This is a genomic window from Salipiger sp., from assembly GCF_059781815.1.
This window is the reverse complement of record NZ_JBYNAH010000415.1, coordinates 1-1,724: the sequence shown is the minus strand read 5'-3', so window position 1 is coordinate 1,724 and position 1,724 is coordinate 1. Positions and strand designations below refer to the sequence as shown.

The 1,724-nt window shown below is 70.7% G+C and carries 1 protein-coding gene; it reads right to left on the bottom strand.

Annotated features, from left to right (window positions below):
• Positions 1-359: 359 nt before the first annotated feature.
• Complete coding sequence (locus AC6RA4_RS25385) at positions 360-1,490, bottom strand: alpha-hydroxy acid oxidase (RefSeq protein ID WP_500165087.1); 1,131 nt, start codon at positions 1,488-1,490, stop codon at positions 360-362.
• Positions 1,491-1,724: the final 234 nt, after the last annotated feature.

Below are 1,724 nucleotides of genomic sequence, written 5' to 3'. Positions count from 1 at the left end.
GCGCGGTCGTCGGGAAGAAAAGAAGATATTTCCTTGGGGCCGCTTAGGATGTGCTGTCGCCCGAACCTGCCGTGATCGGGCGGGCCGGCGCTTCGGACGGGCAAACATATATTTTGAAAGACCTTTTTCCCGATCTCAGGCGGATGAACACCATTGCCTTGCGACCGGCCCTGGCGCTGCGGCAGAGCGCGGTCCGCGCGGAGCCTCCTGCGAAGTGAGCGAATTTTGGGCGCTTGAGAGAGCGCCCTCCGACACAGGCGGGGATGGGGCTGCGGGACGCGCCGGAGCATGGCGAGAGACGCTAGGAGACCGGAGGCGTCATGGCATCCGGTTGTCCTGCTCCGACCGCTGGCCAAGGCTCAGGTCGCGCGAATTTCCGCGATGCTCCGTCGCCCGGTCTGGGCCATCGCGGCTTCCAGTTCCTGCGCGAGCATCCCGAACAGCGCCGCCGGTCCGCGAGGGCCGAGCGCCGCCACGGCATAGAGGAACGGCCGCCCGAGAAAGACGAAATCCGCGCCGGCCTCGAGCGCCTTGAGGATGTCCTCGCCACTGCGCGCCCCGCCATCCAGCGCCAGCGGGTAGTCCGCCGGCAGCGCCGCGCGGATCTTGCGCAGCGCCTCGAGCGGGGCCGGCGCGCCGTCGAGCTGGCGCCCGCCGTGGTTCGAGACCTGCACCGCGTCGGCGCCCGCGTCGCGGGCGCGCGCGGCGTCTTGGGGATCGAGCACGCCTTTCAGCACCAGCCTGCCGCTCCAACTCTTGCGAATGTGGGCGAAGACCTCCCAGTCGAGCCGCCCGGAGCTTTGCCGCGCCATCAGCTGCGCGAGGGTCTCCGCCCCGGCGCCGGGGCGGGCGTAATTCGCAAGGTTGACCAGAGAGGGCACGCCGTGGCGGGCGGTGGCGAGGCTCCAGGACGGGTGCCGAAGCAGATCGGCGACGAGCCGTGGCGTGTAGGTGAGCGGCAGCCCGAAGCGGTTGCGCAGGTCGCGCAGGCGCTTGCCCGGGCGGGGCACATCGGCGGTGACCAGCAAGGTCTCGTAACCCGCCGCCCCGGCCCGCGCGATCAGGTCGTCGGTGATCTGCTCGGAGGCCCCGACATAGAGCTGGAACATGGCGCTGGTTGGGGCGGCCCGGCGCATCGTCTCCAGCGCCGCCGTGGCGGGCGTCGCGGTGACGAACGGCGCGCCGGCAGCCTCGGCGGCGGTGGCGAAGGCGGCGTCGGCGCCGGGCCATGCAAGGCCAGGCAGACCCACCGGCGCGATGCCGAAGGGCAGCGACCAGTCGCGGCCGAGGAAATGGTGGGAGAGCGACGCGGGGCTCGCGGAATTGACCAGAACCCGCGGCCGCAGGCAGGTGTCGCAAAACGCCTGGCGGCTGCGCGACAGGGCGGTTTCCGCGCCCGCGCCACCGTCGAGATAATCGAAGGCGAAACGCGGCAGGCGGCGTCGGGCGGTATCGCGCAGATCGGCGACCGAGATTGGTTGTCGGGGCATCAGCGCCGTCTCGGGGCAAGGAACGCGCGGTCGCGATGGGCGCTGAGCATCTGTCTGACCTCCGGGATGGGTCTGCCTTGCCCGTGGGGCTGGGCGTTTGGCGGATGGTCTCTGAAGACAGAGGGCGCGGCAATTTGGAAAATCCTAATCGCCTCCAAGGCATTGCACAGGCATCGGACGCCCCGGGGGGCGGAGCTGGCCGGATCGGCGCGGGAGCGTCGGCCCGTCGCCGGA

Excerpts from the sequence above, each read along its gene's own strand:
- AC6RA4_RS25385 (WP_500165087.1), bottom strand. The coding sequence starts at position 1,490 with ATGCCCCGACAACCAATCTCGGTCGCCGATCTGCGCGATACCGCCCGA.